We start from the raw sequence: 25,157 nt of genomic DNA, 5'->3' as shown, positions 1-25,157 counted from the left end.
CGTGGGTGCCTCCGGACCGGCCGAGCTGTTCGACGTCGCCGGCCGGCACGTGCTCGTGACCGGCGGGTCCCGTGGAATCGGTGAGATGATCACCCGTGGGTTCCACGCGGCAGGGGCCACCGTCTACGTGTCGGCGCGAACGGCGTCGGCCTGCGAGGCGCTGGTCGAGGAGCTGGGGGAGCGGGCCGTGGCCCTGCCGGCGGACGTGTCGAGCGTCGAGGGTGTCGCGGCGCTCGTCGAGGGGCTGTCGGCGCACACGGACCGGCTCGATGTGCTGGTCAACAACGCCGGCGCGACGTGGGGTGCCGACATCGAGGACTACCCCGACGAGGCGTGGGACAAGGTGCTGGCCCTCAACCTGAAGGCGCCGTTCAACCTGACCGTGGCGTGCCTGGACCTGCTGCGCGCTGCGGCCACCGCCGACCACCCCTCCAGGGTGATCAACATCGGGTCGGTCGACGGCATGCGCACCCCGATCTGGGAGTCCTACGCCTACTCCGCCTCCAAGGCCGGCGTGCACCAGCTGACCCGCGTGGTCGGCGCCCGCCTCGCCCGCGAGCACATCACGGTCAACGCAATCGCCCCCGGCATCTTCCCGTCGAAGATGACCGCTTTCGCGCTGGAGACCGACGAGGAGGGGATCGAGGAGTCCGTGCCGCTCGGCCGCGTCGGCCGCCCCGACGACGCCGCCGGTGCCGCCATCTTCCTCTCCTCCCGCGCCGCCTCCTGGGTCACCGGCGCCGTGCTCCCCGTCGACGGCGGCATGGTCACCCTCCAGTAGCTCCTTTGGTTGCCCGCCGGGCTTGCCGGTTGGCCCGTTCCGACGGCCCGGCCCGGCGGCCCCTCCCGACGGATTCGCCTCGCGCAGCGACGGATTCGCCTCGGTGTTCTCGGGTTCAGCGCCGCACTCGAGGCCGGTCGGCGACGGAATCGCCTCGGCCACACGCTCGACCGGTTCATCTCCGAGGCGAATCCGTCGGGCAGAGGAGGGGCAGGGGTCGGTCGAGAAGCGAGGGGGAGGTGAAGGTGTCCGGACGCAACAACGCCCCGGCCGCTTGGGCCGGGGCGTCGTGGTGCGTCGGGCGTGACGCGAGGTTCAGTCGGTGCGGCGGGAGAGGGCCGGGAGGGCGACCATCGCGAGGGCGATCTTGACGGCGTCGCCGATGAGGAACGGGTACACGCCGCCGGTCCAGGCGGCCTTGACCGCGTTGCCCCAGGCGAGGGTGTCGGCCGCCATGAAGTGCAGCCAGGTCGTCAGGTAGCTGGCGCCGATCGCGTAGATGACCAGGTTGCCGAGCACCATCGCGGCCGCGACCAGCGGTGCGGAACGGTGCCAGCCGCGCTGGGCGAGCGCACCGGTCAGGCCGGCGGCCAGGACGAAGCCCCACAGGTAGCCACCGGTCGGGCCGACCAGCGTGGCGGCGCCGCCGGTCAGGCCGGCGAAGACGGGCAGGCCCAGCGCACCCTCACCCAGGTAGGTGAGCACGGTCGCCATCGCCAGCTTCGGGCCGAGCACGAAGCCCAGCAGCAGCACGACGAGGGTCTGCGCGGTGATGGGCACGGGCCACATCGGCACCTGCAGCTGGGCCGAGATCGCCAGCGCAGCGCTGCCGACCGCGACAGCCACGACCTGGCGGGGGACGGTGGCCAGCAGCGCCGGACGGGCGGCGGGCAGGATCGGGAGGTGGACAGTCGACATGAGGGCTCCTCGGTCTTCGGGGTGGGTGAGAACGTAGCGAACGTCAGCCGGTGCGAGCCAAACGGCGCAGGTCGGTGGAGGGGTCTGCGAGGGCAGCATCGTCGACGTCGAGGCCAGCGGCAACCAACGCCTGCGCGCCGCGGACGATCCGGCCGACCTGTCGGCCACGCGACACACCGGTCGCGGCGACCAGCCGCCCGTCGCGCACACCGAAGGCGAACAGGCCAGCATCCAGGTCCTCGGCGGACCCACGCAGCACCCAGCGGTCGGCCCGGTCGGGCCAGCCCGCGACCTGGATGCTCAGGTCCAGCTGGTCCGACCACGACCACGGCACGTCGACGAACCGGGTCGGCTCGCCGAGGATCGTGCGGGCGGCGTGCTGGCCCATGGCCATCGCCGGCGTGTAGGCCTCGTGGCGCGCGGTGGTCCCGTCGGCGGCACGGACACGGGCGACGTCGCCGATGGCCATGATCGCCGGGTCGCTGGTCACGAGCCGCTCGTCGACCAGGACGCCGTCGTCGACGGCCAGGCCCGCGGCGGCCGCCAGGTCGGTGCGTGGGGCGACGCCGGTGGCGACCAGCACGTGGTCGGCCGGCAGCTCGGTCCCGTCTGCCAGGACGACCACGGCCTGCCCGGAAGAAGAGGAGGAGGACACCACCGCGGAGGGAGGAGTGCCCAGCCGCACGTCGATGCCCTCAGCGGCGTGCCGGCTCAGCACCACCTCCGACACCACGGTCGGCAGCACCCGACTCAGGGCGGTCGGGGCCGCCTCCAGCACCGTGACCGAGGCGCCCCGGGTGCGCGCCGCCGCCGCAACCTCGAGCCCGATCAGGCCCGCGCCGACGACGACCAGCCGGGCGCCGGGCCGCAACCGCTCGGCCAGGACAGCTGCCTCGGCGGCGTCGCGAAGGGTGCTGGCGTGGGGGCCGTCCAGCCCCGGGACCGGGGGCACCCGGGGCGCCGCACCGGTGGCCAGCACGAGCCGGTCGAAGCCGATGCGGTCGTCGTCGCCCGTCACGACCTCGCGAGCGGCCCGGTCGATCTCGACGACGTCGGCATGGCGCACGACGTCGGCGGTCAGCACCTCGGGGAACAGCTCGGGCGCGGTAGGCACCTCACCGGTCAGCAGGCCCTTGGACACCGCCGTCCGGTCGTACGGCGTGCACCCCTCACCGGCCAGCACCACGACGGATCCCTCGTGGCCGCCACGGTGCAGCCCGTGGACCAACGCGGCAGCGGCGGGCCCACCGCCGACCACGACCACCTGTGGACCGGCCATCACGCGGTCGCCCCGCCGTCGACGACCAACGTCGCCCCCGACACGTAGGACGCCTCGTCGGACAGCAGGAACACGATGGTGGCCGCGATCTCCGACGGCTCGGCCCAGCGGCCCAGCGGGATTGCACGGGTGACACGCTCCATCGACTCCTCGGTGACGTCACCCACCATGGGCGTCGCCGTGCCGCCGGGGCAGACGGCGTTGACGCGCACCCCGTGGCGGCCGTATTCCCGCGCGGCGGTCCGGGTGTAGGCGATCGAGGCGGCCTTGGAGGCGGAGTAGGGGGCCAGCCCGGGCCGGGCACCCAGCGCGGCGTTGGAGGCGACGTTGACGATCGCACCGCCCCCGGAGGCGACCATGTGCGGCAGTACCTGCTGCATCGTCGAGAGGACCGCGTGGGTGTTGACCTCGAACGTGGTGCGGGCCCGGTTGAGGGGCTGGTCGGCCAGGCGGTCGCCGGTGTGGCCCAGCGTCCCGGCGCAGTTGACCAGGCCGTGCAGGCGGCCGAGGTCGTTGATGGCATCCGACACCGCCAGCGCCACGGCGCCCTCGTCGGTGACGTCGAGCACGGCGGCGCGGTGGGGCGCCTCCACCTCGATGGGGGACAGGTCCCACGAGACCGTGGTGGCCCCCCGTTCGCGGAGCAGCGCAACCGTGGCCAGGCCGATGCCGGAACCTGCGCCGGTCACCGCCACGACCCGTCCATCGAGGTCTGTCACGTCCGCTCCGTTCACATCGAGTGCCACATCCAACCCCCGTGGGTACCGCAGGAACACGGGCCGGGAGGGTTGTCTACTTACCGTTCGGTAGACTATTATGACGAGGCACCGTCAGACAACCCCGGGAGGATCGAGCGTGACCGAGTCGAACACACATCGGGTGGCGGGGGCGGCGTCCCTGGCTCCCGGCGAGGTCCGGCTGCTCGAGCTCGGTGGCCAACGCGTCTGCCTGGCCCGCACCGACGACGACGAGCTGTTCGCGGTCGACGACATCTGCAGCCACGAGGAGGAGTCGCTCAGCGAGGGCTGGCTCGACGGCAGCTGCATCGAGTGTCCCGCCCACAACTCCGTCTTCGACCTGCGCACCGGCGAGGCGCTGACCCTGCCGGCCACCGAACCGGTCAGGACCTACCCCGTCACCACCGACGGCGACGACGTCCTCGTCACCGTCTGACGCCCCCCACCGAGACCCCCAGACCACACAGCCACCCCCAGCCAGCCACCGAGCCCCTCGAGGAGCCACCGCAATGGACATCCAGCTCGGCGCCCCAGGCGCCATCACCCCACCGATCGACCGTGGCATCGCCGCCGGGGTGAAGATGGAGCAGGCCGGCTACGACGGCATCTGGTGGCCCGACCACCTCATGGGCTGGCACCCCGACAGCATGTGGAACACCGACTACACGCCGCTGGCCAACTACCAGCAGTCCAGCCACGTGTACGCCGACCCGTTCGCGATGATGTCGGCCGTCGGCGCGCAGACCGAGACGATCAAGCTCGGCACCTGCGTCACCGACCTGCTGCGCCGCCACCCCGCGTCGGTCGCCCAGACGATGCTGACGCTGGACCACATGACCAAGGGTCGCGCCATCCTCGGTGTCGGCTCGGGCGAACAGCTCAACATCGAGCCCTACGGGATGGAGTGGGACAAGCCGGTCGGCAAGCTCGCCGAGGGCCTGGAGGTCATCAAGCTCCTCTTCAACGCCGGCGCGGAGAAGGTCGACTTCGAGGGCACGCACTTCCGCCTCAAGGACGCCGTCATGGGCCTGGACCCCTACGGCGACACCCCGCCGGAGATCTGGCTGGCCGCCCACGGCCCCCGCATGCTCGGCCTCACGGGCCAGTACGCCGACGGCTGGCTGCCGACCAAGATGTCGCCCGAGGCCTACCGCTCCTCCCTCGACACGATCCTGAAGGCCGGCAAGGACGCCGGACGCAACATGGACGGGTTCACGCCCGGCATGCTCGGTTACTTCCTGATCGGCCCCGACGAGGAGTCCGTGCAGCGCTTGCTGGCCTCGGAGATGGTCCGCATGCTCTGCATCCTCATGCCCAACTGGGTGTATGAGTCCATGGGCCTCGAGCCGCCCCTCGGCGGCAGCGGCGGCTTCCACGACTTCATCCCCACCCGCGTCCCGCGTGAGGAGGTCGACCGCATCCTCACCAAGATCCCGCCGCAGGTGTCGTCCCACTACGCCTTCGCCGGCACCCCCGAGCAGCTCGCCGAGGAGATCGAGCGCTACCACGACGCTGGCCTGCGCCACCTCGTCATGTGGAACATCACCGGCCTCGGTGACCCCGAGCTCGCCCGGTACAGCTTCCAGGGCATGAACGAGCTGAAGGCCATGGTCAAGGGCGCCTGACCGGCCACCACCCTCCTCCGACACACCCGACCCTCCAGGAGCCACCCATGACCACGACCGCGCTCGACGACGTCGACCTGCTGTCCCCCGAGGCCACCGAGGACCCCTACGCCACCATGCAGGCGCTCCGCGACACCGCCCCGGCGGTGTGGTCCGACCGCCACCAGGCCTGGATCGTCGCCCGTTACCGCGACGTGGAGTCGGCGTTGACCGACCGCCGGTTGTCCTCCGACCGCGTCGCGCCGGTGCTGGCCCGGGCCCGTGCCGAGGACGCCCCGGGGGAGGAGTCGTCGGCCTCGCGGATCCTGGAGATCCTCAAGTCGTGGATGGTCGTGTCCGACCCGCCCGCCCACACCCGCCTGCGCAAGCTCGCCGCCGGAGCCTTCAAGGGCCAGCGGATCAGCCTCATGGGCGAGGCCATCCAGGCCCGCGTCGACCAGATCCTCGACGACTTCATCGCCTCCGGTGAACGGGACCTGATCCACCACGTCGCCTACCCGCTGCCCGCCGCCGTCATCGCCGAGATGATGGGTGTGCCGCTGGAGGACCAGGACCGCTTCCGCGCATGGTCCGACGAGCTCGCGCTGGTCGCCTTCGGGGCCGGCGGGGCCGCACGCGGTGACCGCCACGAACGGGCGCTGCGCGGTATCGAGGAGATGTTCGCCTACCTGCAGGGGCTGGTCGACGCCGCCCGTGCCGAACCGGGCGAGGACATGATCAGCGCCCTCGCCGCCCCCGTCGAGGACGGCGACCGGCTGGACGACCAGGAGCTGCTCAGCATGCTGGCGCTGCTGCTGTTCGCCGGCCACGAGACCACCATCAACGCCACCGCCAACGGCGTGCTCGCCCTGCTGCGCAACCCCGAGCAGATGGAGGCGATGCGGCAGGACCCCGACATGGCCGCCAAGGCGGTGGAGGAGCTGCTGCGCATCGACGGGCCGATCAAGGTGCTGGTGCGCTGGGTGCTGGAGGACATCGAGCTCGACGGGGTGACGGTCCCGGCGGGCGACCGGATCTTCCTCGCGCTGGCCGGGGCCAACCACGACCCCGACTACTTCGACGACGCCGGGTCGCTGGACATCACCCGCCATCCCAACCGGCACGTCGCCTTCGGACGGGGCATCCACGCCTGCATCGGAGCGCAGCTGGCCAGGCTGGAGATGCGGCACATGCTGCAGAGCATCGTCGAGCGGCTGCCCGGCCTGCGCCTGGCCGACGACGCGACCCTGGAGTACGTGCCGAGCCTGGCGTCCCGCGCGCTGAAGTCGCTGCCGGTCGCACACGACGCGGTTCCGGCGTCCTGACTGGGGCGTCCCGGTGATGTCCCCCGAGCTGGCGTTGTCGGTCATGACCGTGCCCGACGCGCCGTTCGAGGCCCGGGTCACCGCGGCTGCTGCGGCCGGATTCGACGGCATCGGCCTGCGTCCGGGTGACCGGACACGCGCCCACGAGGCCGGCCTGTCGGACGCCGACATGCAGGCGATGCTTCGCCAGGGCGGTCTCGACGTGGTCGAGATCGATGTGATCAGCGGCTGGGGTGCCACGGGCGAACCGCTGGCCAGCGCGCAGCGCCACGAGCAGCGGGTGTTCGAGCTGGCCGACGCCCTCGGCGGCCGGCACGTCACCGTCGTCGGCGACGTCGAGGGACCCCCTGACCGGGTGGCGTCGACGTTCGCCGGCCTGTGCGACCGGGCCGCCGAACACGGGCTGGCCGTGGGGCTGGAGTACCTGCCCTGGACCACCGTGCCCGACCTGCCGTCCGCGAGGCGGATCGTGGAGGATGCCGGGCGCCCGAACGGCGGGGTGGTCATCGACAGCTGGCATCACTTCCGCGGTGGCGACGACCTCGGGCTGCTGGAGGACGTCCCCGCCGATCTGGTCGCCGCCGTGCAGGTCGACGACGCCGGACCACGGCAGGACGACATCCCGCTGGAGGAGGAGACGATGGAACGCGAGCTGCCCGGTGACGGCACGTTCGACCTGTCCGGCTTCCTCGGTGCGTTGCGGCACGTGCTGGTCGACACGCCGTTGTGCGTGGAGGTCATCTCGCCTCGCCTCGGGCGGATGCCGACGACCAAGGCGGTCGCCATGGCCGCCGCAGCGACGCGCTCGGTCCTGGCCGCGTCGCGCTGATCCCCCTCGTTCGGTTGAGGGTGGGTCAGGTGGTCTGCGGTGTCCGGCGGCGGGGGTGGCCGCTGTAGCTGCGGGACGGTCCGCCACCGTCGGGCTCCGAGCCGATGCCGTGCAGCTCGTGGCGGGTGATCCTCCACCCGTCGCCGGTGAGGACGAGGGACTGGACGTACCGGCCGTGCAGCAGCCACGTCTCGCCGGTGTCGCGGAAGCGGTGGAACGCCTGCACCACCGCCGTCTGGGTGGCGCTGTCCCACGCGGCGTCCACGACGTGGCTGCCGATGAGGTGGCTGGTGGCCTCGCACCGATCCAGCGCCTTTCCGACGTAATCGATGATCTCGTCGCGACCGGTCAGCTCGGTGCCCAGCAGCCACGCGGTCGCGTCCTCGGTGAACAGCGTGGCGAGGCCGTCGAGGTCCACCGCGTCGATGTGGTCGGCGTATCGGCCGAGCAGCCCACGGATGGCCTCGAGGTCGTTGGCGGTGTTGGACATGGCGGCTCCTCGGCGCAGGTGACTTACTGATAAGTAAACTATGGCAGGATCCGTCGTATGACCAGTCCTTCGCCGCCTTGGTTGGGCGCCGCCCTCGCCCGCGAGCCGCGTTCGGTCGTGACGACCGTCGATGGGGTGGACCACCACCGGTTGGAGTGGGGGACGCTCGGGTGCCCGGTCCTGGTCGTCCTGCACGGCGGCGGGGCGCACGCCGGATGGTGGAGCGCCGTGGCCGGACTGCTGGCGGACCGATGGCACGTCGTCGCGCTGGACATGGTCGGCCACGGCCGGTCGTCGCACCTCGACCGCTACTCCTTCACCGGTTGGGTCGACCAGGTGATGGCCGTGGTGGAGGAGGTGGGCGGGCCGTCCCCCGTGGTCGTGGGGCACTCGATGTGCGGGGTCGTGGCGGCGATGGTCGGGGCAGCCCACGGCGACAGGCTCGGGGGAGTGGTGGTCGTCGACACGCCGCTGGACATCCCGCCGCCGGAGTCCATCGGCCACGCCGAGCAGATCATGGCCGCCCGGCGGTATGCCAGCTCTGCGGAGGCGCTGACCAGGCGGTTCCGGCTGCTGCCCGCCCAGCCGGTCGTCCACCCCTCCCTGCTGGCGCACCTCGCGGCCCACGCCGTGGTCGAACATGCCGAGGGGTGGACGTGGGCGTTCGACCCCGCCCTGTTCGTGGGGCACCCACCCGACCGGCCTGGGGATGTGGGCGTGGTCCTGGAAAGTGCCCGCTGTCCAGCGACGGTGATCGTGGCCGACGACTCGCCCGTCGTGCCGGTCGAGCAGCGCGACCGCCTGACCCACATGGCCGCTGCCGACCCCGACCTCGAGCTGCTGGTCGAGCCGGGCCACCACCACCTGATGCTCGATCACCCCTGCGACCTGGCGGACATCCTGTCCCGCCTGGCATCGGCCTACCGCCGCTGATCGAGGATCTCGCCCTGGTCGTCGTAGGCGGTGATCTGGAAGAGGTCGTCGTCGGCCAGCTCCAGCCAGAACCACGTCAGGCCGTGTGCGCGCACGATCGCTGCGTCATCGACGACGCCGTTGAGGCTCTCCACCTCGACGCGGGCAGCGTCGTCACCCACCGGCCCGGCGACCACCGTGACCGGGTTCCCGTTCCTCGTGGCATCGAAGCCGTGCGCCTCGGTCAGGGTGATGGGTCGGGTGTAGTCGCTGACGCCAGATATGCGCCGCTCCTGCCTGAGCTCCAGTGCTTGGTGCGGCGTGACGACGAGCTGCCAGTCCTCGCCGCTCGTCAGCACGTGCGAGCCGTCGGTGGGCAGGTCGAGCACGTCGGCCATGCCGGGGATCTCCGCCGTGGAGCACCCGCTGGCAACCGCTGACCCCAGCACCACCACCGCCGCGATGACGGCACGCGACACACGCTGCTTCACCTCGACCACCCCTGGCCTGCTCGACTGCGACGGCGAGAGCCTACCGCCCACAGCGTGGTCGGCGTCCCCGGCTCCCCGGCGCTCCTCGAGCGGATCGTGCCGAACCGCGTCGATGGCCGACGCAGGCCCCGATCGCGCCGATGGCCGACCCACTCCGGCCGCCTGACTCGAGCGGATCGTGCCGCAACGCGCGTATGGGTGGGTTGGGCCCCGATCGCGCCGATAGTCGCGCCGGCGGACCGAGCGGATCGTGCCCCAACGCGCGTATGGGTGGGTTGGGCCCCGATCGCGCCGATAGCCGCGCCGATCGGTCGGACCAGGCCGGGGGGGTCGGGGGGTCGGGGGTCAGGCGGCGGGAGGGCTGCCCACGTCGGCGAGGGTGGGTTCGACGGCGGCGCGGCGGCCACGGGCCTGGGTCAGGACCACGCCGAGGACGATCAGGGCGCCGCCGGCCAGGCCGATCAGCGACAGGTCCTCCCGCAGGATCGTCCAGCTCCACGCCACCCCGAAGAGCGGGACGAGGAAGGTGTAGCTGCCGACCTCGTTGGCGGGCAGCACCCCCAGCGCGAGGTTCCACACGATGTAGGGGATCAACGTCCCGCCGACCACGAGCTGGATGAACCACAGCCACCGCAGCCCCTCCAGCGCGCCGATGCCGGCCAGCGCACCCGGCGCCAGCGGCACCAGCCACACCGCGCCGAACAACAACCCCGCGAACGTCAACGTCAGCGGGTTCATCCGCCCCTGCACGGCCTTCGTCAGCACCGTGTATCCGGCGAAGGACACCTGGGCCAGGAACACCAGCGCCGCGCCCCACGGGTTGCGGACGGTCAGCGCCGTCCCTCCTCCCGTCGCGAAGACGATCACCACGGCCGCGCCGACCAGCGCCAGCACCATGCCGACGACCGCACGCGGCGACACCCGCTCGCGCAGCACCAGCGCCGACATGGCCGCGGTCACCGCCGGCTGGGTCGCCACCACCAGCCCCGCCATCGCCGGGGCGAGGTAGTTCTGCCCCGTCGCCAGCAGCAGCTGGGAGCCCGGGACCGACAACAACCCGGCGAACACCAGGATCACGACGTCCCGACGGTCCAACCTCGGACGCAGACGGGGCACGAACAGCAGGATCGCGCCCACCGCGGCGACCACCGCGATGAACCGGACGACCACGATCTCCGTCGCCGTCAGCACCTCCAGCAGCTCGTGGTTGGCGACGAACTGCAGGCCCCACAGCGCCATCGCCACCGTCAGCGACACGCGGGCCGTACGAGCAGTCACGCCTTGCCTCCCCAACGTCTTTACCAACCGGACGGTTGGTAGTATTGTGCGCATCATTGCACCGGAAGGAGGAGAAGGCCACATGACGGACCTCATCGAGATCGATGACGTCGACGTGCAGGAACGCTTCTTCGAGGAGGGGTGGACCGACGGCCTGCCGATCGTCCCCCCAACCCCCGACCGTGTCCTCGACATGATGCTGGCCGCCGGGGTGACCGACCCCGACGACGTCCTCGGCACCGTCCCTCAGCGCGGGATCGCCGTCACGGTCGAGAAGGCCGCCATCAACGCCGTCATGGCCGGCTGCAAGCCGGAGTACTTCCCGATCGTCATCGCCGGGGTGTCGGCGATGCTCGACCCGGCGTTCAACGCCCACACCGCCACCACCAGCACCGGCGGCGCCGCGATCTGCACCATCGTCAGCGGCCCCATGGCCCGCGAGGTGGGGATGAACGGCACGCACAACGCGTTGGGCTCGGGCAACCGCGCCAACGCCACGATCGGCCGGACGCTCCGCCTCGTGGCCAGCAACGTGCTCGGTGCCAAGAGCGGTGGGCTCGACGGCAGCTCGATGGGCCACCCCGGCAAGTACACCCTCTGCTTCGCCGAGGACCCGCCGCGTTCGCCGTGGCAACCGTTGGCCGCCGACCTCGGCTTCGCTCCCGACGACACCGTGGTCACCGTCGTGCCCAGCGAGGGGCCCCGGCAGGTCGCCAACCACCTGGTCGAGGACCCCGAACGCCTGCTGCTGACCTTCGCCGCCGCGATGAAGGTCCCCTCCAACTTCGTGTCCGGCAAGGGTGGCCAGGGCGTCGTCGTCCTCGGCCACGAACACCAGCTCGCCGTCGTCGAGGCCGGCTGGAGTCGCCGCGACGTCCAGGAGTTCCTCGCCGAGGCCTCACGCATCACCCCCGACGAGCTGTTGGCGGCAGGCATCGACCTGCCGGAGGGCAGCTCCCACGACCTGGTTCCCGGGGCGGACGGCAAGCTTGCGACCGTGCCGACCCCCGACGACGTGTTCGTCGTGACCGCCGGCGGCGCCGGGGCGGGCTGGTCGGCCTACATCCCGTCGTGGGCCCCGGTCGACGTCGCCCTGGCCCGTGCGGTCAGCCGGCGTGTCCGCCCGCCGGGCGAGGCGCTGCCCGACTGCGGCCCCGACGGCTGCGAGGTCACCCTCCCGCCAGTGGGGGAGGAGCGGCCGTGACCGTTATCCGCGTCCACCGGCCCGACATGGCCGACGCCGCTGCCGACGCGCTGGAGCTTGCCCCCCGCGTCCCCCTTCCCACCGACGCCCGGCTGCTCGTCGTCGACAACGGCAAGCCCAACGCCAAGGCGCTGCTCAGCCACATCGGCGAGCGGCTCCGCGACCTCCTGGGCGTCGCCCACGTCGAGGTCCACACCAAACCCTCTGCCGGTGCCCCGCTGGACGCCGACGTGACCCGGATGCTGGCGGCCCGCTCGCACCTGGTCATCTCCGGCCTCGGTGACTGAGGTGCGTGCACCGCGTGCAGTTTGCACGACTCCGTCCAGTTCGAGCGGCTGGGAATCCCCGCCACGCTCGTCATGACCGAGCCCTTCCAGGGCCTGGCCGCCCGCTTCGGGGCAACCCTCGGCGCGCCCGCCTACCCCACGGTCATGGTTCCCCACCCGGTGTCCACCAAGGATGACGCGGCGCTGCAGGCCCTCGCCGACCGCTTCGCCCCAGACGTCGCCGCCCGCCTCTCAACCTGACCCAACCCGCCGATCCGTTCCGGGATCAGCGGGTGACGACGTAGCCGATCGCCTCGCGGTCGACGACGCCGTCCGCGGTGGCGGAGACGTCCAGGAGGTGCTTCTGGACCCGCTGGGAGGTGTTGCGGGGGAGGGACGCCACGGCAGCGACGTAGCGGGGGACCGCGAAGTGGGGCAGGCGGGTCTGGCAGTGGTCCAGCACCGACGCGACGTCCAGAACCGCCCCCTCGCGCAGCTCCAGGTAGGCCAGGATCTCCTCGCCGCTGATCTCGTCGGGCACACCGACCACGGCGCTGCCCGCCACCGACGGGTGATCCTCCAGCACCACCTCGACCTCGAAGGCCGACACGTTCTCGCCCCGCCGCCGGATGGCGTCCTTCTGTCGGCCGACGAAGTGCAGGAAGCCGTCGGCGTCCAGCCAGCCCCGGTCGCCGGTGTGGAACCAGAGATTCCGGAAGGCGTCCACCGTCGCCTCGGGCATGCCCTCGTACTGCTCGATCATGATGTGTGGCACCGACGGGCGGGTGACGATCTCCCCGACCTCGCCCGCAGGCAACGCCTCGTCATCGGCACCGACCACGGCGACCTCGCAGTCCTCCAGCGCCGTGCCGCACGAGCCCAGCCGGTACGCGCCGGCCCGGTTCATCGTCACCGCGCCCGTCTCCGTCATGCCGTACAGCTCGTGCAGCGGCACCCCGAACCGTTCGGTGAACGCCTCGGCCACCGGCTTGGGTGCACCCGCCCCGTACCCCACCCGCACCCCGTGGCCGCTGTCCACCGACCGGGCGGGCTGCTTGAGCAACATCGTGAGCAGCGAGCCCAGGTAGTGCACGGCCGTCACGCCCTCCTCTGCGCACTCCTCCCAGAACCGGCTGGCGGAGAAGCGTTCGCGGATGACGACGCGGCCCTCCACCAGCATCGCCGCGAGGGTCGAGACGTATCGGGCGGCGACGTGGAACAACGGGAAGGTCGTGAACAGCACCTCGCTTCGCTGGAAGCCGGCGCCCTGCCCCACCGACCACGCCAGCCGGGTGTTCGCCCGATGCGACAGCACGACACCCTTCGACGGACCGGTCGTGCCCGAGGTGAACAGCACCACCGATGGATCGGTGTCCGCCACGTCCACCGCCGGCCCCGGCCGGACGCCGTGCACGAAGTCCGACATGGACACCACGTCGGCGCCACCGACCCGACCGGGCAGATCGTCCGGGTCACCGCAGACCACCAGCGTCCGCAACGACGGCAGGTCGTGGGCCACATCGCCGATGCGCTGCAGCGCCCGCTCGTCGACCACGGCCAGCGATGCGCCGGTCAGGCCCAGGGCGTGGCGCAGCCCGTCGCCTCGCGATGCGGTGTGCAGCGGCACCTCGACCACGCCCGCCTTCGCCATGCCGATCCAGCTGTGCACGAACGACGGCCCGTTGGCCAGCATCACCGCGGCCCGATCGCCCTTCGTGACCCCCGCTCGGGTCAGGGCGGCGGCCATGACCTCGGTCCGGTCGTCCAGCTCGGCGTAGGTGATCGGGACGCCGGGGGTCCCCGGTTCCGCCCCGTCCGGGCTGATCGTGACGACCGGCACGTCGGGTGACGTGCTGGCCCGTTCGCGGACGATTCGTCCGATGTGCTGGCCCAGGTAATCCATGCGTATGAATATACTTGTTGAGTCCCCGGACGATGCGGGGCTAGACTAACTTACCGACCATTCGGTAAGTTAGTGCCATCAATGCTGAGGAGCCGCTCCGCGTGACCGATCTGGCCGCAATCCGAGAGGTCGAGCAGGTGTTCGTCACCTACTTCGACCGAGTCGACGCCAAGGACCCCGAAGGGGCCGCGGCGGTCTTCGCCGAGGACGCGCGCATCGACATCATGACCGGTCGTGTGGTGGAGGGTCGTGACGCCTACGCCCGCACCCTTGCCGCGGTGCTCGGCCAGTACGGCCGCACCTCCCATCACGTCTCCAACTTCCAGGTCACCGTCGATGGCGACCGGGCCGAGCTGATGGCCTACGTCGACGCGGTGCACCGGATGAAGTCCGACGGCCGCATCTGGCAGCTGTGGGCCCGGATCGTCGACGTGCTCGAACGCCGCGACGGCGAATGGACCGTCGTGGAGCACACCCTGCACGGGGTCGACTCCGAGCCCCCATGGGACGCGATTCCCGACGACTGGTACCCGGGCCATCCGGACCGCCCGTTCGCCGACACCGCCAGCTGATCCCTACCCACCCCCCGAAACCAAGAGCCTACGGAAGGTCCACGCGGTGTTCCTGCTGCAACTCCTCCTCAACGGGATAGCGATCGGCGCGATCTACGCGCTGGTCGCCCTGGGCTTCGTGCTCGTGTTCAAGGCCACCTCGGTCCTGAACTTCGCGCACGGCTCCTTCCTGATGATCGCCACCTACCTGGCGGTGACCTTCATCGACGTGCTCGAGCTGCCGTTCGCCGTCAGCCTCGTGGTGATCGCCGTGATCCTCGCCGCGGTCGGGGTGATCCTGCACTACGGGATCATGCGGCACATGGTCGGCAAGCCGTTCTTCTCCGTGGTGCTGGTCACCGTCGGCCTGGAGATCGTCATCCGCGCCGGGCTGCTGATCTTCTACGGCCCGACCCCCCGCGGCCGCCTGACCGCCCTTCCGCAGGGCCAGCTGAACTTCGGCACGGTCACCATCCCCTACGTCAACGGGTTCATGGTGCTCGCCGCTGCCATCTCCGTCGGCGCGTTCCTCGTCTTCTTCCAGCGCAGCCGGCTGGGTCTGCACATGCGCGCGGTTGCCGAGAACCTCGAGGCTGCCGCCGCGATGGGCATCGACCCCAACCGCATCTACGCGGCGGCCTGGGGCATCGGTCTGACGATGGCGGCCATCGGTGGCGTCATGTACGCCCACTACACCCCGTCGGTGTCGCTCGGCGTGGCGGTGATCGGCCTTCGGGCCTTCCCCGCGGCGATCCTCGGCGGGATCGACTCCGTCGGCGGCGCCATCCTCGGTGGCCTGCTGGTCGGGATCGTCGAGAGCGTCGGCGCGGGGTACCTCGGTGCGGAGTACCGCGACGTCATCGCCTTCGGGATCATGTTCGCCGTCCTGCTGTGGCGCCCGTCCGGGCTGTACGGCACTCGACAGCTCGTCCGGGTCTGAGGAGCACGTCATGAAGACTGCCACCACCGACTACCGCCAGGACCTCCGCCTGCTCCGCACACGCGGGCAGCGACTCCTCGCCCTCGCCGTCGTTCTCGTTGCCATCGCGGTTCCCTTCGCCTTGTCCTCCGGCTTCGATCCGCCGCTGGACTTCCCGTGGACGGCGTGGTTCCCCGCCATCAACCTCGCGCTCATCGCCACGATCGGCGCGGCCGCGTTCAACCTGCTGCTGGGCTACACCCACCAGGTCAGCGTGGCCCACGCCGCCTTCCTCATGCTCGGGACCATGCTCGGTGCCTGGATGGGCCAGCTGCACGGGGTCAACTTCGTCGTCGTCATGGTGGCGTCGTTGATCGTCGGTGGCCTGGTCGGGGTGATCGTCGGCTTGCCGGCCCTGCGCTTCCAGGGCCTGTACCTGCTGATCGCCACCTTCGGCGTCCACTTCTTCTTCCTGCTGGCCTACAAGAAGTTCATCGTGGGCTACTTCGGCTTCAACGCGATCATCTTCACCGCCCCCGAGGTGCCCGCCTGGCTGCACTGGCTGCCGTTCATCACCCCGGACGACAACGGGATCTTCGCCATCGCCGGCAACTTCCGCTGGTACTGGGTGCTCCTCCCGATGGCGACCTTGTCGGTCCTCTTCCTCTCCAACGTGGTCCGCAGCCGCGAGGGGCGCGCCTTCATGGCCATCGCCGAGAAGGACGTCTCGGCGTCGCTGATCGGCATCAACGTCACCCGCACCAAGCTGACGGCGTTCGCCCTGTCCTCGGCCTTCGCCTCCCTCACCGGTGCCCTCGGTGCCTACTACATCGGCGCCCGCGGCGAGGACTCGTTCCCCTTCGAGCTGGTGCTCTTCTACGCCATCATGATCATCGTCGGCGGGATCTCGTCGTTCCAAGGCGCGGTGTTCGGCGCGTTCTTCTACTACATGGCGCCGGTGCTGTTCGACTGGATCCGGGCCGAGGTCCCCGGCATCCGCTCGGTGGAGTTCCTGCAGGACTACGCCAACGAAACGAACCTGGCGATCTTCGGTGTCCTGATCGTCATCGTGCTGGTCGCCCGCCCCACGGGCCTGGTCGGCGTGTGGAAGTCCATGAAGGGATACGTGAGCTCGTGGCCGTACAGCAGCTGAACGAAGGACTGGTGGTCCAGGGGCTGGCGGTGGACTACGCCGGCAGCGTCATCGCGCTCGACGGCGTGTCGATGCAGGTCCCGCCGGGCGGATTCGTGTCCGTCCTCGGTGCCAACGGTGCCGGCAAGACCACCCTCGTCCGGGCCATCACCAACCTGCTCTTCGTGCACGACGGCAACGTCAGCCAAGGCAGCATCACCCTCGACGGGCAACCCATCGAGGCTGCGGGCGCCCGCAAGGTCGTGCGTGCCGGTGTCTGCCAGGTGCCGGAGGGACGCATGTTGTTCCCCCGCCTGACGGTGGAGGAGAACCTGCTGGTCGGTGCAGCGAGCCGCAGCGACGGCGACGGGATCGACGCCGACCTGGAGAAGATGTTCGAGCTGTTCCCGCAGCTCGTGTCCCGCCGCAGCGATCGTGCGGGATATCTCTCCGGCGGGGAACAGCAGATGATCGCCGTCGGCCGCGCGCTGATGGCCAAGCCGAGCCTGCTGATCTGCGACGAGCTGTCGCTGGGACTGGCCCCCATGATCGTGCGGGACCTGTTCGACCTGCTCAGCCAGCTCAACGAGGAGGAGGGGATGGGGGTGCTCGCCATCGAGCAGAACGCCCGCGTCGCCCTCGCCCACAGCAAGTACGGCTACGTGATGGAGACCGGACGGGTCGTGGTCGAGGGGACCAGCAAGGACCTGCGAGAGGACGGCTACGTGCAGGAGTACTACCTGGGCGGCGCCGGAGATGCCAAGGACGCCTACGAGGCTGTCGTCGCCCGCTACACCGGGAGGGCTTCGTGAGCGCCCCCGCCACCCAGATCATGACCGACACCCCCGCCACCCAGTCCGCCCCCATCCTGACCCTCAGCGACGTCACCGTGCAGTTCGGCGGGCTGAAGGCCTGCAACGGGGTGACCGCCCAGGTCCAGCGCGGCGAGCTGTTCGCCCTCATCGGCCCCAACGGCGCCGGCAAGACCTCGCTGGTCAACGCCATCACCGGCGTCTACCAACCCAACCCGGGCGCGGTCGTGGACTACACCGACGCCGGCGGGACCACCCACAGCCTGCTGGGCCGCAAGCCCCACCAGGTCGTGCGCATGGGCCTGTCGCGGACCTTCCAGAACCTCGGCCTGTTCCCCCAGCTGTCGCTGCTCGACAACATGATGCTGGGGCGCTACATCCACCAGCGTGGTGGGGTCTTCGCCTCGGGGTTCCGCACCCGCCGGGCCGTGAAGGAGGAGGTCGAGGCGCGTGCCGCCGTCGAACGGGTCATGGACCTGCTGGAGATCTCGCACCTGCGCTTCGAGCCCGTCGGCGACCTGCCCTACGGCCTGCAGAAGCGGATCGAGCTGGGCCGCGTGCTGGCCATGGAGCCCGACCTGCTGCTGCTCGACGAGCCCATGGCCGGCATGACGGTGGAGGAGAAGCTGGATGTCGTCCGCTTCATCTACGAGATCCGGGCCGAGCTGGACGTCACCGTGCTGCTGATCGAGCACGACATGGCCGTCGTGATGAGCATCGCGGACCGCGTGCTCGCCCTGAACTTCGGCGAGCCGATCGCGCTGGGCACACCGGCGGAGGTCCAGCAGACCCCCGCCGTCGTCGAGGCCTACCTGGGAGCCGAGTGATGTTCGAGACCATCTGGACCCCGTTGGCCGCACGTGCGGCCACCAACCCCGACTCCGTGGCCGTGCTGCAGAAGCGGTTCGGCCTGTGGACCGCGACCACCTCCAGGGCGCTCGTCGCCCGCGTGGTCGCGACCGCCAACGCGCTCCGCGAGCACGGGGTCGAGCGAGACGACGTCGTCGCCCTGGTGCTCGCGCCCCACGAGGACCGGGTCATCATCGACCTGGCCCTGCAGCTGATCGGCGCCCGGGTCGTCGGGGTGCCCTCCAACACGCCGATTCCTCGCGTTCGCCAGCAGCTGGGGGATGCCGTACCGGTGGTCGCCGTCGTCCAGGGGCAGGCCGCCGCCGACGGGATCCTCGAGCTGCTCGACGAGGGAGCGCTGCCGGAGCTGCGGCGCGTGTACTACCTGGACCCCGCCGGCGTGCAGGAGTACGCCTCGACGGTCCTGGCGCCCTTCCCGACGGTGGATGCCACGTCGGTGCCGGAGCCGAGCACCGCGATGACGGCGCTCGCTGCCGACCTGGACCCGAACGCCATCGCGGTTGGCACGTCCACGTCCGGCACCTTCGAGGAACCGACCTCGGTGCTGCTCAGCCACGTCAACCTCGCGGCGGCCGCAAGCGCCACCATCGAGGCCTTCGACATGGGGCCCGGCGACCGGGTGATGTCCTTCCGTCCCCTGTCCGACCCCGTCGAACGGGGCGCAACGATCTACCCGGCGCTGCTCTCCGGCGCGACCCTGGTGCTGCCCGAGTCGCGGGCGAGCGTGGGGCAGGCGATGGTCGAGATCGCACCGACCTACCTGCACATCACCCCCCGGTTCGCCGAGGAGCTGGCAACCAACGTCCGGCTGCGGATGCAGTCCACCACTGGCCTGAAAGGGCTGGTGCTGAAGTCCTGGAACAAGCGGCTCCGCCAGGCGGTGGAGGAAGGCCGCGCCCCGTCGCCCTCGGGGCTGTCCCGGGCACTCGTCGGCCGGCACGTCCTGGGCAAGCTCGGGCTGGACCAGGTTCGCTGGCTGCTGGTGAGCGGCACCCCGATCTCGCCCGAGGCGGTCGCCTTCTACTCCGCGCTCGGCGTGACGCTGCGGCGTGCCTACTCCATGGCCGAGGTCGGCGGGTTCGCGATGGCGACCACGGCCGGGACCGTGGGATGGGAGACCGCCATGACGCCGGTTCCGGGAATCGAGGCCGGCGTCGAACACAGCGAGCTCGTCCTGCGTGGGCCGTCGGTCAGCGATGACGCCACAACCGACGGCTGGCTGCGCACCGGCGACTCCGCGGAGTCCGTGGACGACGGGTTCGTCGTCACGGGACGGGTCGGCGACGAGGTACCGACCAGCGGCGGTGGGTCGGTCACGGCTCAGCAGGTCGCGGCTCGGCTTCGCTCCTCTCCCTACATCCGCGAGGCCGTGGTTGCCGTCGAGGACGGCTTCGTCGTCGCGGTCGTCGAGCCCACCCAGTCGACCCTGTCGCGGTGGGCCAACGCCAAGGGGCTGCGGTTCACCACCGCCAAGTCGCTGTTCGGCCTGCCCGAGACCCAGGAACTGCTGCGCCGCGCCGTCGACACGGCCGCCGCCCGGCTGGACATCCAGCTCGACGACGTCCGCGTGCTGGCCGCGCCGCTGTCGGTGGCCGACGGCACCCTGACCGGCACCGAGAAGCCGGTCTGGGACGCGGTGCTCGCCGCCGAGGTCGTGCCGACTGGCGCTCGGGTCGACACGCCCACCGACGCCGCAGCACGCGCCCTGAAGTGAGGCCCCGCACCAACGACGCCCTCGAGGCGACGGCATGAGGGTCAGCACGATCAGGACGGTGGAGGAGATGCGCCGGGCAGCCCACCGGCGCATGCCCCGCATGGTGGCGGACTTCATCGACGGTGGCGCCGAGGACGAGTCGACGGTCCGGGCCAACCGCAGCGGATTCGCCGACGTGGCCCTGCGTCCGACGGTGCTGGACGGCAGCCGGACCCGGTCGTTGTCCACCACCGTCGTAGGCCAGCCCCTGTCGTTCCCCGTGATGCTCTCGCCCGCCGGGCTGCTGCGGCTGGCCCACGCCGACGGGGAGGTGGGCGCGGCCCGAGCAGCTGCGGCCGCCGGCACCGTGTTCACCCTCAGCACCGGATCGTCCTGCACGATCGAGGAGGTCGTCACCGACGGCCCACGGTGGTTCCAGCTGTACCTGTGGAAGGACCGAGAGGTCGTCGCCGACCTGGTGCGCCGAGCGCGCGCGGCGGGCTACACCGCCATCGTGCTCACCGTCGACGTGCCCGTGGTCGGCCAGCGCGAACGCGACCTGCGCAACGGCATGACCCTGCCGCCGCGGCCGACCCTCCCGAACCTGCTGGACGCGGCCCGCCATCCGGCGTGGGTGCGCGACTACCTGACGGGTCCGCCGCTGACGTTCGGCAACTTCACCGAGCTCGGCCAGGGCTCGGGGGCGACGTCGCTCGGCGAGTGGATCAACGGCGAGATGACCGACCCCGGGCAGAGCTGGGAGGACCTGGCCTGGCTGCGCGAGGAGTGGGAGGGGCCGTTGCTGGTCAAGGGGTTGGTCTCGCCCGACGACGCCGTGCGGGCCGTCGACCTCGGCGTCGACGGGATCGTGGTGTCCAACCACGGCGGACGCCAGCTGGACGGCATGGTCGGGGCGATCGACGCGCTGCCCGCCGTCGTCGATGCGGTCGGTGGGCGGGCCGACGTGATCCTCGACGGGGGCGTGCGCCGGGGGACCGACATCGTCAAGGCGCTGGCGCTCGGCGCAGCCGCGGTGTCGGTCGGGCGTCCCTATGTCTGGGGGCTCGGTGCCGGCGGGGCCACCGGTGTCCTGCGGGTGCTGGACATCCTCCGCGCCGAGCTCGACCGGACCCTCGCGCTGATGGGCGTCCGGTCGGTGACCAACCTCGGGCGACAACATCTGGCCGTTCCCGGGGTGTCAACCTGACATTCGGTTGAATTGGCCTCGTGAAACCGTTGACGGTCGAGTCCGGGGCCTATTATGATCCTCGTAGCTTACTGACCGGTTGGTAAGCCGCTCGGCAATCGAGGGCGGTCGGCACGGTCAAGAAGTGGTTCATCGTTCCACTACAAGCAAGGGTTTGGAGCCGAAGATGCGTACACGTCGTTGGATAGTGCTGGTGGGGCTGTTGGCCATCGTGGCTGCTGGTTGCAGCTCGAGCGATGACGGAGGTGGTGAGGAGTCCACGGACGCCGGCGACACCACCGAGGAGACGTCGGACGCGACCGAAGCCGACGCTGATGATGCCGCGGACGAGGGCGACGACGCCACGGACGACAGCGGCGATGACGCCGCGGACGGCGGCGACGCCGGCTCGGTACCCGATGCGCCGGACTTCGGTGTCGACAGCGACACGATCCGGATCGGCTGGCTCGGCGACGTGACCGGTCCCACCGCCGCCGCACAGGGCTTCAACCTGGAGGGTGCGGAAGCCGCCGTGGCCTACCTCAACGAGCAGGGCGGCGTCCTCGGACGCGAGCTCGAGCTGGCCGTCCAGGACGACCAGTACAACCCCGAGACGATGGCGACCAACTTCGCCGCCATCACCTCCGACAACCCCGTGCTGTCCATCATCCAGTGCGGCAACTGCGTATCGCTGCTGCCCCAGTTCGCCAGCACCGGCATCCCGCTGATCAGCCCGCCGCAGACGGTGGACGCCCAGCTGGAGGTCCCCAACGTCTACAACAACCTCGCCCACTACGGTGACGAGGCCGACGTGGCGGTCGCCTACATCGCGGAGAAGGTCGGCTCCATCGAGGACGCCAACGTCGCCGTGGTCCACCTCGAGGTCCCCTCGGGTGCGGAGTGGAACGCCTACATCGAGCAGACGCTGGAGGAGCAGGGCGGCAACTACCTGGGTGCGATGACCATCAACATCGGTGCGCCTGACTACACCGGTGTCGTCACCCAGCTGGCCCAGATGCGCAACAACGACGACCTCAACTACGTCGCCTTCCACGGCGCGCCGGAAACCGGCCTCGGCATGATCAGCGAGATGGTCACCCAGGGCCTCACCGACGTGCCCATGGTCGGTATCCACGGCCTGGTCGGTGCGACCATCTTCCAGGAGGGTCCGCCGGAAGCGGCCGAGCTGCTGGCTGGCGCCCACTCCTTCCTGTCCCCCATGGACGACTGCGAGATGTGCGCGACCATCCGTGACTTCGTGGCCGGCACCGAGTGGGAGGACGCGGCGATCGAGACGAACTTCGCCGACGGCTGGCACGAGGTCCTGATCGCAGCCGAGGCCATGGAGCGCGCGGCGGCCGACGCCGGCGAGCTCAGCTGGGAGACGATGAACGCCGCGCTGACCTCGGCGCCCTTCGACACCGGCGGCCTGACCTGTGAGGTCGACTGGACCAGCGGCAACCAGTCGCTGTGTGCGGCGGTCTTCGAGTGGAACGGCGACTTCATGGAGCCGGCCAAGCCGTTCGAGGAGTACACCGGCGACATCGACGGCGAGTACGGCGCCGGCGGCTAGCCAGCAGAACCCACCCCCTGGGTACACACACGAGGGCCCCGTCGCGATCGCGGCGGGGCCTTCGTCATGCCTCTTCGCGCTACGGTCGGCGCCACGCGGTGGACCGAGAGGAGAGGACCGGACGGTGGACGGGCAACCAGGGTGGGAACCACGGGAGTGGGACGTCGAGACGCACGTCAGGGCGCTGGAGGATGCCGGGGCGCTGCTTGTCTCGGCGATCGGCGACAGGACCGGCGCGACCGAGGGCGCACGGATCGCTGCCGCCGCCATGGCCGGCGACGAGGACGTCGACTGGGAAGCCGTTGCCGTGGCCACGGCAAGCGTCGCCGGTGCCATCCTTCGGGCGCTCACCCCCTCCACGGCGTCGCGGGAGCGAGCGATGTCCATCGTCCCCGAGCTGGTCGCCCAGCAGCGCACCCGGTGGAGCGACCGCACCTGACCGCGTGTCGCCTCAGTCGACCCTGCTGCGACTGTGCCGACACGCCTCGGGTGCGTGTCGTCTGAGTCGACCCTGTTGCGACTGTGCCGACACGCCTCGGTTGTGTGTTGTCTCAGTCGACCCGGTTGCGAGTGAGCCGACACGCATGGGGAGGGGTCAGGCCGGGCGGCTGATCCCGACGCCGCTGGGCAGGTCGGGGCCGAAGCGGGCGACCTCCCCGGGCAGGTCGAGGCGGCCGATGCGGGTGCGGGCCTCGCGGTCGGCGGGAGTGACCTGGTCGGCGGGGATTAGCCAGACGACCTCGAACTCGATGCCGTCGGGGTCGACGCCGTAGAGGCTCTTGGTCGTCCCGTGGTCCGACGCGCCCTTCAGGGCGCCGGCCGCCTGCAGCCGTTCGGCGATGGTCTGGAGGTCGGTGAGCGTGTCGACCTCCCAGGCCAGGTGGTACAGGCCGACCGAGCTCCGACCGGCCTGCGGGGGCAGCGCCTTGTCGCCGACGCTGAACAGGCCGAGGTCGTGGTCGTTGGTGGAGTCGGGGGCGGTCATGAACACCGCGCCGGGGATGACCATCAACGGATCACGGCGGAAGTCGAACACCTCCTCGTAGAACGTGGCGGTGCGGTCGGCGTCGCGGACGTAGAGGACCGCGTGGTTCAGGCGATGGACGCCCATGGCGTTGCTCCTTCGGGGTGGTGAACTGCTCAGACCGCCAACGGCAGGTCGATGGTGTGGTTGGTGTGACGGACCTTCGCGTCCAGGTAGCGCTCGTTGGCCGTCGAGAGGTGGACACCGGTCGCCCGGACGCCGCGGACGTCGACGCCCAGCGCGGTCAGCTGGCTGACCTTGTCGGGGTTGTTGGTCAGCAGCTCGACGCCACCGGCACCCAGGGCGGTGAGCATCTGCTCGACCACGCGGTAGTCCCGCTGGTCGTCGAGGTGCCCCAGGGCGCGGTTCGCCTCGTAGGTGTCCAGCCCCTGGTCCTGCAGCGCGTAGGCGTCCAGCTTCTCGTACAGCCCGATGCCGCGACCCTCCTGTCGCAGGTAGAGGAGGTGGCCGCCGGCGATGGTGATCCGTTCCACGGCTTCGCGGAGCTGGGGGCCGCAGTCGCAGCGAGCCGACCCGAAGACGTCGCCGGTCAGGCACTCCGAGTGCGGACGGACGAGGGCAACCTCATCCGGCGTCCCGAACGTCCAGGCGAGGTGCTCCCGGCCGTCCACGAGGCCGTGGAAGGTCGTGACGACACCCTCGACCTCGTACCCGTCAGGGAACGCCATCGGCACGACAACCTGCTGGCGGATGGTGGCAGCGGGCACGCGGCCGACGGTGGGGGCGACTGAGGTGAGGGACATCGAATCTCCGGACGAACAATGGTTGAGCGCTTGACTACTTGCCAGACTGCCGCGCCCGGAGCATCTTGTCAAGTGTTCAACAAAAACCTAGGATGGTCGCCATGACCGAACCCCGCTGGCTGCAGGATGACGAGAAGTCGACGTGGCGCCTGTACCTGTCGGCGACGCGGCTGGTGGAGGAGGCGCTGGACCGCCAGATGCGGGAGGACGCCGGCATCCCGCACTCCTACTACGAGATCCTCGTGCACCTGTCGGGAGCGGAGGACCGCAGCATGCGCATGACCGAGCTGGCCAACCGCACCCTGTCATCGAAGTCCCGCCTGTCCCATGCGGTGGCCAAGCTCGAAGCGCTCGGCTGGGTCAAGCGGGCGGCGTGCGCGACCGACAAGCGGGGGCAGGTCGCCGTCCTGACCGACGAGGGCATGGCGGCGTTGGTCGAGGCGGCCCCGGGCCACGTCGAGGAGGTCCGCCAGCGGCTGTTCGACCCCCTCACTGCGGAGGAGCAGGACGTCCTGGCCCGTGCCTGCCGCAACATCCTGTCCGCCATGGGCGAGGACCCCGACCGGATCGCCGCGGACATCGACTGACGGCGTCTGCGGGGCACCAGGGGTCGGGC

27 protein-coding genes are annotated in these 25,157 nt (G+C 70.8%); 18 read left to right on the top strand and 9 right to left on the bottom strand.

The features are described 5' to 3' along the window. Position 1 precedes the first annotated feature (1 nt). Positions 2-781, top strand: a complete 780-nt coding sequence (locus DVS28_RS20935) for an SDR family oxidoreductase (RefSeq protein WP_342795451.1) — start codon at positions 2-4, stop codon at positions 779-781. Between the two features lie 315 nt (positions 782-1,096). Here DVS28_RS20935 and DVS28_RS20930 read toward each other — a convergent pair whose 3' ends face one another. From DVS28_RS20930 to DVS28_RS20920, 3 genes are read right to left on the bottom strand one after another with little or no spacing between them, the layout of a single operon-like run. Then, positions 1,097-1,699: a biotin transporter BioY gene (locus DVS28_RS20930; RefSeq protein ID WP_114593196.1), complete on the bottom strand. Its 603-nt coding sequence runs from the start codon at positions 1,697-1,699 to the stop codon at positions 1,097-1,099. Between the two features lie 43 nt (positions 1,700-1,742). Next, the gene (locus DVS28_RS20925) at positions 1,743-2,978 is read right to left on the bottom strand and encodes an NAD(P)/FAD-dependent oxidoreductase (protein ID WP_114593195.1); all 1,236 of its coding nucleotides are present in this window, start codon (positions 2,976-2,978) and stop codon (positions 1,743-1,745) included. After that, positions 2,978-3,697, bottom strand: coding sequence for an SDR family NAD(P)-dependent oxidoreductase (locus DVS28_RS20920; RefSeq protein WP_164710850.1), 720 nt, complete (start codon positions 3,695-3,697; stop codon positions 2,978-2,980). Before DVS28_RS20920 ends, DVS28_RS20925 begins: the two co-directional genes overlap by 1 nt. 136 nt (positions 3,698-3,833) lie before the next feature. On the opposite strand from DVS28_RS20920, the gene DVS28_RS20915 reads away from it, so the two are divergent. The 4 genes from DVS28_RS20915 to DVS28_RS20900 all read left to right on the top strand — a co-directional run bounded on the left by DVS28_RS20915 (position 3,834) and on the right by DVS28_RS20900 (position 7,473). Continuing rightward, complete coding sequence (locus tag DVS28_RS20915; RefSeq protein ID WP_245973565.1) at positions 3,834-4,151, top strand: non-heme iron oxygenase ferredoxin subunit; 318 nt, start codon at positions 3,834-3,836, stop codon at positions 4,149-4,151. Between the two features lie 73 nt (positions 4,152-4,224). Then, positions 4,225-5,340 carry an LLM class flavin-dependent oxidoreductase gene (locus DVS28_RS20910; RefSeq protein ID WP_114593192.1) on the top strand — a complete coding sequence of 372 codons (1,116 nt, stop codon included), beginning with the start codon at positions 4,225-4,227 and terminating at the stop codon, positions 5,338-5,340. Between the two features lie 47 nt (positions 5,341-5,387). Then, a complete protein-coding gene (locus DVS28_RS20905; RefSeq protein ID WP_114593191.1) occupies positions 5,388-6,644 on the top strand; it encodes a cytochrome P450 in 1,257 nt (418 codons plus the stop codon). A 16-nt stretch (positions 6,645-6,660) separates the two neighbouring features. Then, positions 6,661-7,473, top strand: a complete 813-nt coding sequence (locus DVS28_RS20900; RefSeq protein WP_114593190.1) for a sugar phosphate isomerase/epimerase family protein — start codon at positions 6,661-6,663, stop codon at positions 7,471-7,473. Positions 7,474-7,498: 25 nt separating this feature from the next. Here DVS28_RS20900 and DVS28_RS20895 read toward each other — a convergent pair whose 3' ends face one another. Then, entirely contained in the window at positions 7,499-7,963 is a 465-nt protein-coding gene (locus tag DVS28_RS20895) for a nuclear transport factor 2 family protein (RefSeq protein WP_114593189.1), read from the bottom strand. 57 nt (positions 7,964-8,020) lie between these two features. Between DVS28_RS20895 and DVS28_RS20890 the strand changes: the two genes are divergently transcribed. Beyond that, complete coding sequence (locus tag DVS28_RS20890) at positions 8,021-8,896, top strand: alpha/beta fold hydrolase (protein WP_114593188.1); 876 nt, start codon at positions 8,021-8,023, stop codon at positions 8,894-8,896. On the opposite strand, the gene DVS28_RS20885 is transcribed toward DVS28_RS20890, so the two are convergent. Then, entirely contained in the window at positions 8,884-9,366 is a 483-nt protein-coding gene (locus DVS28_RS20885; RefSeq protein ID WP_164710848.1) for a hypothetical protein, read from the bottom strand. The genes DVS28_RS20890 and DVS28_RS20885 overlap by 13 nt on opposite strands. 345 nt (positions 9,367-9,711) lie before the next feature. Then, the gene (locus DVS28_RS20880) at positions 9,712-10,644 is read right to left on the bottom strand and encodes a DMT family transporter (RefSeq protein WP_164710847.1); all 933 of its coding nucleotides are present in this window, start codon (positions 10,642-10,644) and stop codon (positions 9,712-9,714) included. An 82-nt stretch (positions 10,645-10,726) separates the two neighbouring features. Here DVS28_RS20880 and DVS28_RS20875 point away from each other — a divergent pair, with 82 nt between their 5' ends. Both DVS28_RS20875 and DVS28_RS30015 read left to right on the top strand, forming a co-directional pair. Beyond that, on the top strand, positions 10,727-11,848 hold the full coding sequence (locus DVS28_RS20875) for a hypothetical protein (protein ID WP_164710846.1): 1,122 nt from the start codon (positions 10,727-10,729) through the stop codon (positions 11,846-11,848). Then, the gene (locus tag DVS28_RS30015) at positions 11,845-12,375 is read left to right on the top strand and encodes a UGSC family (seleno)protein (RefSeq protein ID WP_281273489.1); all 531 of its coding nucleotides are present in this window, start codon (positions 11,845-11,847) and stop codon (positions 12,373-12,375) included. The genes DVS28_RS20875 and DVS28_RS30015 overlap by 4 nt, the downstream gene beginning before the upstream one ends. 25 nt (positions 12,376-12,400) lie before the next feature. Here the strand turns inward: DVS28_RS30015 and DVS28_RS20860 are convergent, their stop codons facing one another. Continuing rightward, a complete protein-coding gene (locus tag DVS28_RS20860) occupies positions 12,401-14,017 on the bottom strand; it encodes an AMP-binding protein (RefSeq protein ID WP_114593183.1) in 1,617 nt (538 codons plus the stop codon). 101 nt (positions 14,018-14,118) lie between these two features. Between DVS28_RS20860 and DVS28_RS20855 the strand changes: the two genes are divergently transcribed. The 9 genes from DVS28_RS20855 to DVS28_RS20815 all read left to right on the top strand — a co-directional run bounded on the left by DVS28_RS20855 (position 14,119) and on the right by DVS28_RS20815 (position 23,192). Then, positions 14,119-14,589 (top strand): nuclear transport factor 2 family protein, encoded by a 471-nt coding sequence (locus tag DVS28_RS20855; protein ID WP_164710844.1) that lies wholly within the window; start codon positions 14,119-14,121, stop codon positions 14,587-14,589. A gap of 46 nt (positions 14,590-14,635) precedes the next feature. After that, positions 14,636-15,508: a branched-chain amino acid ABC transporter permease gene (locus DVS28_RS20850; RefSeq protein ID WP_164710843.1), complete on the top strand. Its 873-nt coding sequence runs from the start codon at positions 14,636-14,638 to the stop codon at positions 15,506-15,508. A 10-nt stretch (positions 15,509-15,518) separates the two neighbouring features. Continuing rightward, positions 15,519-16,640, top strand: a complete 1,122-nt coding sequence (locus DVS28_RS20845; protein ID WP_114593180.1) for a branched-chain amino acid ABC transporter permease — start codon at positions 15,519-15,521, stop codon at positions 16,638-16,640. After that, the gene (locus DVS28_RS20840) at positions 16,622-17,431 is read left to right on the top strand and encodes an ABC transporter ATP-binding protein (protein WP_114593179.1); all 810 of its coding nucleotides are present in this window, start codon (positions 16,622-16,624) and stop codon (positions 17,429-17,431) included. Before DVS28_RS20845 ends, DVS28_RS20840 begins: the two co-directional genes overlap by 19 nt. Then, positions 17,428-18,258, top strand: a complete 831-nt coding sequence (locus tag DVS28_RS20835; RefSeq protein WP_216826197.1) for an ABC transporter ATP-binding protein — start codon at positions 17,428-17,430, stop codon at positions 18,256-18,258. Before DVS28_RS20840 ends, DVS28_RS20835 begins: the two co-directional genes overlap by 4 nt. Next, positions 18,258-20,015, top strand: coding sequence for an AMP-binding protein (locus DVS28_RS20830; protein ID WP_114593178.1), 1,758 nt, complete (start codon positions 18,258-18,260; stop codon positions 20,013-20,015). The genes DVS28_RS20835 and DVS28_RS20830 overlap by 1 nt, the downstream gene beginning before the upstream one ends. 34 nt (positions 20,016-20,049) lie before the next feature. Continuing rightward, positions 20,050-21,201, top strand: coding sequence for an alpha-hydroxy acid oxidase (locus tag DVS28_RS20825; protein WP_114593177.1), 1,152 nt, complete (start codon positions 20,050-20,052; stop codon positions 21,199-21,201). 166 nt (positions 21,202-21,367) lie between these two features. Further along, positions 21,368-22,753 (top strand): ABC transporter substrate-binding protein, encoded by a 1,386-nt coding sequence (locus tag DVS28_RS20820; RefSeq protein ID WP_114593176.1) that lies wholly within the window; start codon positions 21,368-21,370, stop codon positions 22,751-22,753. A 124-nt stretch (positions 22,754-22,877) separates the two neighbouring features. Further along, the gene (locus DVS28_RS20815; RefSeq protein WP_114593175.1) at positions 22,878-23,192 is read left to right on the top strand and encodes a hypothetical protein; all 315 of its coding nucleotides are present in this window, start codon (positions 22,878-22,880) and stop codon (positions 23,190-23,192) included. Positions 23,193-23,348: 156 nt separating this feature from the next. On the opposite strand, the gene DVS28_RS20810 is transcribed toward DVS28_RS20815, so the two are convergent. Together DVS28_RS20810 and DVS28_RS20805 are read right to left on the bottom strand one after the other, a co-directional pair. After that, a complete protein-coding gene (locus DVS28_RS20810) occupies positions 23,349-23,864 on the bottom strand; it encodes a VOC family protein (protein WP_114593174.1) in 516 nt (171 codons plus the stop codon). Positions 23,865-23,893: 29 nt separating this feature from the next. After that, the gene (locus DVS28_RS20805) at positions 23,894-24,541 is read right to left on the bottom strand and encodes a GTP cyclohydrolase II (RefSeq protein WP_114593173.1); all 648 of its coding nucleotides are present in this window, start codon (positions 24,539-24,541) and stop codon (positions 23,894-23,896) included. A 101-nt stretch (positions 24,542-24,642) separates the two neighbouring features. Here DVS28_RS20805 and DVS28_RS20800 point away from each other — a divergent pair, with 101 nt between their 5' ends. Continuing rightward, a complete protein-coding gene (locus DVS28_RS20800) occupies positions 24,643-25,128 on the top strand; it encodes a MarR family winged helix-turn-helix transcriptional regulator (RefSeq protein WP_216826196.1) in 486 nt (161 codons plus the stop codon). Positions 25,129-25,157 lie beyond the last annotated feature (29 nt).

Source organism: Euzebya pacifica (assembly GCF_003344865.1).
GTDB classification, from domain to species: Bacteria; Actinomycetota; Nitriliruptoria; order Euzebyales; family Euzebyaceae; genus Euzebya; species Euzebya pacifica.
The sequence above is the reverse complement of the archived record's forward strand: the minus strand, read 5'-3'. Positions and strand labels throughout refer to the sequence as shown.

Bases quoted from the DNA above. Each gene is read 5' to 3' on its own strand.
- DVS28_RS20895 (WP_114593189.1), bottom strand. From the start codon at position 7,963: ATGTCCAACACCGCCAACGACCTCGAGGCCATCCGTGGGCTGCTCGGC.
- DVS28_RS20845 (WP_114593180.1), top strand. From the start codon at position 15,519: ATGAAGACTGCCACCACCGACTACCGCCAGGACCTCCGCCTGCTCCGC.
- DVS28_RS20900 (WP_114593190.1), top strand. From the start codon at position 6,661: ATGTCCCCCGAGCTGGCGTTGTCGGTCATGACCGTGCCCGACGCGCCG.
- DVS28_RS20875 (WP_164710846.1), top strand. From the start codon at position 10,727: ATGACGGACCTCATCGAGATCGATGACGTCGACGTGCAGGAACGCTTC.
- DVS28_RS20830 (WP_114593178.1), top strand. From the start codon at position 18,258: ATGTTCGAGACCATCTGGACCCCGTTGGCCGCACGTGCGGCCACCAAC.
- DVS28_RS20910 (WP_114593192.1), top strand. From the start codon at position 4,225: ATGGACATCCAGCTCGGCGCCCCAGGCGCCATCACCCCACCGATCGAC.
- DVS28_RS20805 (WP_114593173.1), bottom strand. From the start codon at position 24,541: ATGTCCCTCACCTCAGTCGCCCCCACCGTCGGCCGCGTGCCCGCTGCC.
- DVS28_RS20925 (WP_114593195.1), bottom strand. From the start codon at position 2,978: ATGGCCGGTCCACAGGTGGTCGTGGTCGGCGGTGGGCCCGCCGCTGCC.
- DVS28_RS20820 (WP_114593176.1), top strand. From the start codon at position 21,368: ATGCGTACACGTCGTTGGATAGTGCTGGTGGGGCTGTTGGCCATCGTG.
- DVS28_RS20800 (WP_216826196.1), top strand. From the start codon at position 24,643: ATGACCGAACCCCGCTGGCTGCAGGATGACGAGAAGTCGACGTGGCGC.
- DVS28_RS20930 (WP_114593196.1), bottom strand. From the start codon at position 1,699: ATGTCGACTGTCCACCTCCCGATCCTGCCCGCCGCCCGTCCGGCGCTG.
- DVS28_RS20825 (WP_114593177.1), top strand. From the start codon at position 20,050: ATGAGGGTCAGCACGATCAGGACGGTGGAGGAGATGCGCCGGGCAGCC.
- DVS28_RS20890 (WP_114593188.1), top strand. From the start codon at position 8,021: ATGACCAGTCCTTCGCCGCCTTGGTTGGGCGCCGCCCTCGCCCGCGAG.
- DVS28_RS20810 (WP_114593174.1), bottom strand. From the start codon at position 23,864: ATGGGCGTCCATCGCCTGAACCACGCGGTCCTCTACGTCCGCGACGCC.
- DVS28_RS20905 (WP_114593191.1), top strand. From the start codon at position 5,388: ATGACCACGACCGCGCTCGACGACGTCGACCTGCTGTCCCCCGAGGCC.
- DVS28_RS20860 (WP_114593183.1), bottom strand. From the start codon at position 14,017: ATGGATTACCTGGGCCAGCACATCGGACGAATCGTCCGCGAACGGGCC.